This is a genomic window from Streptomyces xiaopingdaonensis, assembly GCF_000262345.1.
Classification (GTDB): Bacteria; Actinomycetota; Actinomycetes; order Streptomycetales; family Streptomycetaceae; genus Streptomyces; species Streptomyces xiaopingdaonensis.
Map to the genome: position 1 here is coordinate 1 of NZ_AJTQ01000119.1, position 6861 is coordinate 6861.

Consider the following 6861-nt stretch of genomic DNA (forward strand, 5'->3'; position numbering starts at 1 on the left):
GGCCTCGACGTGCTCACCCTCGGCCTTCAGCCAGCGGGTGACGGTGCCCTCGGTGACGCTCTCGCCGAGCGCCGGCAGGGTTACGGAAACCGCCATGGTTTCGGTTGCTCCTAACGAAATGTGCGGATGGAACGCGCCCGGTCGTGGTCAGTCGTGCGAGTGCAGCGGCTTGCCGGCGAGGGCGAGGTGCGCTTCGCCGAGTGCTTCCGTCTGCGAGGGGTGGGCGTGGATGAGCTGTGCCACCTCGGAGGGCAGCGCTTCCCAGTTGTAGATCAACTGGGCCTCGCCGACCTGCTCGCCCATGCGGTCACCGACCATGTGGACGCCGACGACGGCACCGTCACGGACCTGGACGAGCTTCACCTCGCCCGTGGTCTTCAGGATCTTGCTGCGGCCGTTGCCCGCAAGGTTGTACTTGAGGGTCACCACCTTGTCGGCACCGTACCGCTCCTTGGCCTTCTCCTCGCTCAAGCCGACGGAGGCGACCTCGGGGTTGCAGTAGGTGACCCGCGGGACGCCGTCGTAGTCGATCGGCACCGGGTTGAGCCCGGCGAGCCGCTCGGCGACGAGGATGCCCTCGGCGAAGCCGACGTGCGCGAGCTGGAGGGTGGGGATGAGGTCGCCGACGGCGGAGACGGTCGGGACGCTGGTCCGGCAGTACTCGTCGACCTGGACGAAGCCGCGGTCGATCGCGACGCCTGCCTCCTCGTAGCCGAGCCCCTGCGAGACGGGCCCGCGGCCGATGGCGACGAGCAGCACCTCGGCCTCGAACTCCTTGCCGTCGGCGAGGACCACCTTGACGCCGTCCTGCGTGTACTCCGCGCGCTCGAAGAAGGTGCCGAGGTTCGCCTTTATCCCGCGCTTGCGGAACGCCCGCTCCAGCAGCTTCGAGCTGTTCTCGTCCTCGGCGGGGACGAGGTGCTTGAGGCCCTCGACGACGGTGACGTCCGTGCCGAAGGAGGTCCACGCCGAGGCGAATTCGACGCCGATCACGCCGCCGCCGAGGACGACCGCGGACTTCGGCACGCGGTCGAGCTGGAGGGCGTGGTCGGAGGAGATGATCCGGTCGCCGTCGATCTCCAGCCCCGGCAGGGACTTGGGCACCGAGCCGGTCGCGAGCAGGATGTGCCGGCCCTCGAAACGCTGGCCGTTGACGTCGACGGAGGTGGGGGAGGAGAGGTACCCGGACCCCTCGACGTAGGTGATCTTGCGGGAGGCGACGAGCCCCTGAAGGCCCTTGTGGAGTCCCGAGACCACGCCGTCCTTGTACTTGTGGACGCCGGCCATCTCGATGCCCTCGAAGGAGCTCTTGACGCCGAACTCGGCGCCCTCGCGCGCGGAGTCGGCGACCTCGCCGGCGTGCAGCAGGGCCTTGGTGGGGATGCAGCCGCGGTGCAGGCAGGTGCCACCGAGCTTGTCCTTCTCGATCAGGGCGACGTCCAGCCCCAACTGAGCGGCGCGCAGCGCGGCGGCATAGCCGCCGCTCCCGCCCCCGAGGATCACTAGGTCGAAAACAGTGCTGGCGTCGTTCGCCACGTCACGTCCTCCATGCATGGGTGCGCCGGTGCCGGTCTCCTTCGACCGGGCGGCTGTATTGCGGCCGCTGCTGTACTCGGCCCTGGACTCGGCGCGATCCGCGCCGGTGGGCCCTGTCCTGCCGGAAACCCATCTTCGCACTTGTCGACGGAATGCGGGACGCCGGGCGGCCGTAGCCACTGCGTGAGACGCGTCAGGGCGCCGACCGCGGTCGGTCGGCGCCCTGGAGTCCGCTGCGCGTCAGACGACCTCGCCGGCCGCCGTCCGCTCCGCGAGACGCAGCAGGGTGCGGACGCCGGAGCCGGTGCCGCCCTTGGGCGTGTAGCCGAACGGCGCCGACTCGTTGAACGCCGGTCCTGCGATGTCGAGATGGGCCCAGGTCGTCCCCTCGGAGAGGAACTCCCGCAGGAAGACGCCGGCGAGGAGGCCCCCGCCCATGCGGTCGCCCACGTTCTTGACGTCGGCGACGGGGGAGTCGATCGCGGTGCGCAGTTCGGACGGGAGCGGCATCGGCCACGACGGCTCGCCCGCCTCGTCGGCGGTCTCCTGCACGGCGCTGCGGAAGGCGTCGTCGTTGGCCATGATCCCGAAGGTGCGGTTGCCGAGTGCGACGACCATGGCGCCGGTGAGGGTCGCGATGTCGACGACGGCGTCGGGGGACTCCTCGCAGGCGCGGGTGAGCGCGTCCCCGAGGACGAGGCGGCCCTCGGCGTCGGTGTTGAGGACCTCGACGGTCTTCCCGCTGTACATCGTCAGCACGTCGCCGGGGCGCATCGCCGAGCCGGACGGCATGTTCTCGGCGAGCGCGAGCCAGCCGGTGATCTTGACGTCGAGCTGGAGCCTGGCGGCGGCGACGACGGTGGCGAAGACGGCCGCGGCGCCGCTCATGTCGCTCTTCATCGTCTCGTTGTGCCCGGCCGGCTTCAGCGTGAGACCGCCCGAGTCGTAGGTGATGCCCTTGCCGACGAGGGCCAGCGACTTCTTCGCCTTCGCCGGCGCGTACGCGATGCGCACGAGGCGCGGCGGCTGCTCGGAGCCGATGCCGACGCCGAGGATGCCGCCGTAGCCGCCCTTGGTGAGCGCCTTCTCGTCGAGCACCTCGATCTTGAGGCCGTGCTCCTTCGCCGCGTCCTGCGCCTCGGCGGCGAAGGCGGCCGGAGTGAGGTCGTTGGAGGGGGTGTTGATGAGATCGCGGGCGCGTGCGACCGCGTCGGCGAGGATCTCGGCCCGCTCGGCGGCGGCCTTGTGCGCCTTGTCCCGCGGCTTCGCGCCGAGGACCGCCACCTCGGCGAGCGGCGCGCTGCGCGCCGCCTCGGCCTGGGCGGCCTTCGCCGACTTCGCGGGCTTGCCGGTCTTCGCCGTGTCGTCGCCCCGGTAGTCGGTGAAGGAGTAGGCGCCGAGGAGCGCGCCCTCGGCGAGCGCCGCCACCGACTCGGCTCCCTCGACGGGCAGCGCGAGCGCGGCCTTCTTCGAGCCGGCGAGCGCACGCGCGGCGGCTCCGGCGGCGCGGCGCAGCGTCTCGGCGTCGTAGGAGGAGCCCTTGGCCGGAGCGGCGCCGAGGCCGACGGCGAGGACCAGCGGGGCCTTCATGCCGGACGGCGCGGGCACCTTGGTGGTCTCGCCCTCTCCGCCCGTCGCGCCGAGCGTCTCCAGGGTTGCCGCGAGCTTGCCGCCGAACGCCTTGTCGACGGCCTCCCCTCCGGCCGCGACGGCCGGCGGCCTGCCTTCGGGGCTGCCCTTGGTGACGCCGACGACGACGGCGTCCGCGCGCAGCGTCGCGGGTGACGAGGTGCTGAGAGTCAGAGCAGACACGGTGGCGGTGACCTTCTTCCTTCGGGCCGTATCCTCGTTGCGTACGGCTTGGGGGGTTGTTGGGCATCGTATGCCCCGACCGAAGCCGCATCGTATGCCCCTGGCGGTGCCCGCGGCGCCGCGCGCGAGCCCGCCGCCGACGCGTCCCCGCCCGCCGTCGGCGGCCGCCCCGCTGCCCGACCGGCCCCACGGATGCTCAAACCGCCGCGCCCGCCGCCGACTTGGCGCGGTACCGCACGCGGCAGGGGCTCTTCGGCCACTTCGTCTTCGAGCCCGGCACGGGAGCCACGGGCGAGTCGAGGAGTTCGAGTTCGTAATGGCGGAGGAGGAGGGTGAGGACCGCCTCCATCTCGACGTGCGCGAAGCGTTCGCCGAGGCAGCGGTGCAACCCGCCGCCGAAACCGATCAGTTCGGGGGTGCGCTCGCCCGAGCCCTTGAGGAAGCGCTCGGGCCGATAGGCGTCGGGCTGCCGCCACTCCTCCGGCAGCCGGTGCGTGAGCGCGGGGGAGACGAGGACGAGGGAGCCGCGGGGGACGAGCCAGCCGTCGACGGTCAACTCCCGCCGCGCCCGCCGCATCAGCATGGGCGCGACCGGGTGGAGGCGCTGCGTCTCCTTGAGCGCGGCCCCGAGGAGCGGCAGGCGGTGCAGGTCCTTCGTGGTGAGGGGCGCCGTCGCGCCCTCGCCGAGCCCCGCGTCCCGCTGCTCGGCGCGGACGCGGGCGAGGTGCGCCGGGTGTTCGAGCAGGTCGACGAGGGCCCAGGCGAGGTGCCCCGTCGTCGTCTCGTGGCCGGCCCAGAGGAACATGAGGACCAGGTTGACGAGGACCGCGTCGGGCACCGGCTCCCCGTCCTCGAAGTGCGAGTCGACCAGCGTCTGGAGGAAGTCCGGCTCCTCCCGGGGGCGTTGGCGCCGCCGGCGTACCAGGGCGAGGATGTCGCGGCGGAGTGAGTCGCGGGCCCGCCTGCTGCGCAGCAGGTGCGGCGCGGGCACCCAGCCGGGCAGGACGGGGTCGAGGCCCTCCGAGAACCGGCGGAAGGTGGGGAAGAAGCCCCTGATCCGCTCGTTGACGTCGGCACCGAGGAACGCGTGCGCCGAGATGTGCATGACGGTCTCGCCGAGCGCCTCGACGAGTTCCGTCTCGCCCTCGTCCCCGAGCCGGGCCATCAGCGCCCGCGTCTCGGTCTCCATCCGGCCGAGGTAGGAGTCGAGTTGACCGGCTCTGAAGCGCGGCAGGACGAGTTCGCGCTGGCGCCTGTACTCCTCGAACTCGGCCCAGAAGAAGAAGTCGGGGCCGAACATGTGCTTGAAGAACGGGTACGAGGCTCTGATCGAGAGGTCGTCGTCGGGGGCCTTGAGCATCCACCCGCTGTACTCGGAGCCGAGGAGCGCCGTCGCCTGCCTGTTGCCGAGACGGAAGCTGAACGCGCGGCCGTGCTCGGCCTGTCCGCGGCTGAGGACGGCGTACGGGTCGCGGAGGAACGGCGCCGCGTGGCCGACGAGGGGGCGGGCACCGGAGAGCTGCGGGGGTCGGACAGCGTGCGGCATGCGGGTCCTTACGTCGTGGACGGGACGTGCCGTGCGGTGTTCACCTGCTGACCTGCGATGGGACTTGCACCGCCCCCGCGGACGCGCGGCGGAGGGGACGGAGGGATTGTCGGTGGGCGCGTCACCCCAGCGCAAGGACGACGAGCGCGGCCGTCCCCGCCGTCTCGGCCACGGCGCCGAGCACGTCGCCCGTCACGCCGCCGAGCCGCCGCCCGGAGTGCGCCAACAGCGCCTCGGCAGCCGCGAGTCCGAGCACCGCGGCGGCGGCGAACTGCACGACCGGCGCCCACCCGAAGAGCGCCCCCGCCGCCGCGGCGGCGAGCGCGACGACCGCGGACGTCGCGTACGCGGTACGCACGGGGACCGTCTCGGCGACCGCGGCCCCCAGCCCGTCGGGCCGCGCCGCCGCCACCCCGCCGCGCGCCGCCAGCGTCAGCGCCGTGCGCGCCACCACGGCGGCGACGGCGCCCCCGGCCGCCCCGTACGCCCACCCCGCCGCGTACAGCTGGCTCAGCGCGGCCGCCTGCCCGCCGAGGACGAGGACGAGCGTGACGGTGCCGAAGGGCCCGATGTCCGAGCGTTTCATGATCTTCTGCGCCTCGTCCGCCGGCTTGCCGCTCCCCAACCCGTCGGCGACGTCGGCGAGTCCGTCGAGGTGCAGCCCCCTGGTGAGGACGGCGCCGACCGCTACGGCGGCGAAAGCGGCGAGGAGCGCGCCCGCGCCGAGCACCAGCAGCACGCCGGCGACGGCGGCGGCGAAGAGCCCCACGGCGAGGCCGGCGAGCGGCGCGCACACCATGCCTCTGCGTGCCGCCTCGCGGTCCCAGCGCGCGACCCGCACCGGCAGCACCGTGAGCGTGCCGAACGCGAAGCGGACGCCGTCGAGAAGGCGGGCAGGCTGCGGGTGCGGCGGTATGTCGTCCATGGCAGGACGGTACCGGGCGGGGGCGTCAGGTCGCGTCGAGCGCTGCCCCCGCCGGGGGCTCCTCCGCGCCCGACGCGCTCTCCACCTCGGGCAGTTCGGCGGCGAGCGCCGCCGCGGCACGCACGACGGGGAGAGCGAGGAGCGCGCCCGCGCCTCCGCCGATCCGCAACCCCTGGTCGAGCACCGGGTCCAGCGCGACACGGTCGAGCGCCTTCGCCTGCGCGGGCTCGTCGGTGACGTGGCCCGCGACCCACCAGTCGGTCGCGCGGAACGCGATCCGCTGTCCGACGAGGGCGCACGCCGCCGAGACGACGCCGTCGAACACCACGGGCGTGCGCCGCACCGCGCACTGGAGGAGGAACCCCGTCGCCGCGGTGAGATCGGCGCCGCCGATCGCCGCGAGGAGCTTCAACTGGTCCCCGAGGACGGGGCGTGCGCGGCGCAGCCCGTCCCTGATCGCGGCGCACTTGCGCATCCACGCCAGGTCGTCGATCCGGCCCCCGCCCCTGCCCGTCACCACGGAGGCGTCGGTGCCGCAGAGCGCGGCGATCAGGGTGCCGGCCGCGGTGGTGCCGCCCGTGCTGAGGTCGCCGAGGACGACGAGGTCGGTGCCGGCGTCGGCCTCCTCGTCGGCGACCGACATCCCCGCGCGGAAGGCGAGTTCGGCCTCCTCGGGGGTGAGCGCGTCCTCGACGTCGAACCGGCCCGAGGACCGGCGCACCCGGTGCGCCGTGACCTCGGAGGGAAGCTGCGACGGGTCGCAGTCGAGCGAGGTGTCGACGACGCGGAGCGGGACCTGCGCGTGCCGCGCGAGGACGGCGGCCGGCGCGTTCCCGTCGAGCATCTCGCGCACCAGCTCGACGGCGGTGCCCGCGGCCCGTGTCGAGACGCCGAGCTCCGCGACGCCGTGGTCGCCGGCGAATACGACGAGCCGCGGGTGCGAGACGGGGGTGGGCGGGACGCGAAGCTGCCCGGCGCTCAGCCACTCGCCGAGCTCGTCGAGGCGGCCGAGCGCCTCGGGCGGCAGCCCCGTCCGCGCCCG

Annotated in this window: 6 protein-coding genes; all 6 read right to left on the reverse strand. The window is 73.6% G+C overall.

What is annotated here, in order from left to right:
- Window positions 1-96 (reverse strand): biotin/lipoyl-containing protein (locus UWG_RS32080; protein ID WP_337459923.1); only part of this gene is annotated, 96 nt, incomplete at its 3' end.
- Window positions 97-147: 51 nt separating this feature from the next.
- Window positions 148-1554: a dihydrolipoyl dehydrogenase gene (gene lpdA, locus UWG_RS0109135; RefSeq protein WP_078495623.1), complete on the reverse strand. Its 1407-nt coding sequence runs from the start codon at window positions 1552-1554 to the stop codon at window positions 148-150.
- A 222-nt stretch (window positions 1555-1776) separates the two neighbouring features.
- Window positions 1777-3348: a leucyl aminopeptidase gene (locus UWG_RS0109140; protein WP_016906900.1), complete on the reverse strand. Its 1572-nt coding sequence runs from the start codon at window positions 3346-3348 to the stop codon at window positions 1777-1779.
- 196 nt (window positions 3349-3544) lie between these two features.
- Entirely contained in the window at window positions 3545-4894 is a 1350-nt protein-coding gene (locus UWG_RS0109145) for a cytochrome P450 (protein ID WP_016906901.1), read from the reverse strand.
- A 121-nt stretch (window positions 4895-5015) separates the two neighbouring features.
- Window positions 5016-5819 (reverse strand): adenosylcobinamide-GDP ribazoletransferase, encoded by an 804-nt coding sequence (locus UWG_RS0109150; protein ID WP_016906902.1) that lies wholly within the window; start codon window positions 5817-5819, stop codon window positions 5016-5018.
- A 25-nt stretch (window positions 5820-5844) separates the two neighbouring features.
- A partial coding sequence (locus UWG_RS29765) for a nicotinate-nucleotide--dimethylbenzimidazole phosphoribosyltransferase (RefSeq protein WP_016906903.1) occupies window positions 5845-6861 on the reverse strand: 1017 nt, incomplete at its 5' end.

Bases quoted from the DNA above. Each gene is read 5' to 3' on its own strand.
- lpdA (WP_078495623.1), bottom strand. From the start codon at position 1,554: ATGCATGGAGGACGTGACGTGGCGAACGACGCCAGCACTGTTTTCGAC.
- UWG_RS0109145 (WP_016906901.1), bottom strand. From the start codon at position 4,894: ATGCCGCACGCTGTCCGACCCCCGCAGCTCTCCGGTGCCCGCCCCCTC.
- UWG_RS0109150 (WP_016906902.1), bottom strand. From the start codon at position 5,819: ATGGACGACATACCGCCGCACCCGCAGCCTGCCCGCCTTCTCGACGGC.